Origin of the sequence: Streptococcus sp. CCH8-C6 (assembly GCF_001557225.1) — a bacterium.
Lineage (GTDB): Bacteria > Bacillota > Bacilli > Lactobacillales > Streptococcaceae > Streptococcus > Streptococcus sanguinis_C.
Window position 1 is genome coordinate 1 of the sequence record NZ_LSJN01000027.1, and the last position, 404, is coordinate 404.

The following is a 404-nucleotide window of genomic DNA, read 5'->3' on the forward strand; positions in this document are numbered from 1 at the left end:
GATTACACAAAATGGGTGTTATCGGAAGATTGAAAAAACAGACGCAACGGACTGGACAGTTCCACGGAAACCGATTGACTTGGTTATCCTGCAGGATGCCAGTGGATCATTCCGGGCAACTATTCCAAGTGTAAAAAGTGCCCTTAAACGGTTGACCACTTATGTTAGCCCAGAACAATACGATGAGACAAATCCTTATCTCGTTAAGACTGACGATCCTCGAACAACTGACCGGGTCTTCGTTGCTTCTTACCAAGGTTTGGATCAGGTGCGTTACTTTAATAATAACGATTTTAGTGGCAACCCTGCAGATACATTTACCGATCCGAACACAACTGGTAAACACTACACCTATGGCAATAGTGGTTTAACGAGCGATCAAAATAAAGTTCATAGCTTCATCG

Annotated in this window: 1 protein-coding gene; it reads left to right on the top strand. The window is 43.1% G+C overall.

The features are described 5' to 3' along the window. On the top strand, window positions 1-404 hold a 404-nt coding region (locus tag AX677_RS09400; RefSeq protein ID WP_197416880.1), incomplete at both ends, for a hypothetical protein.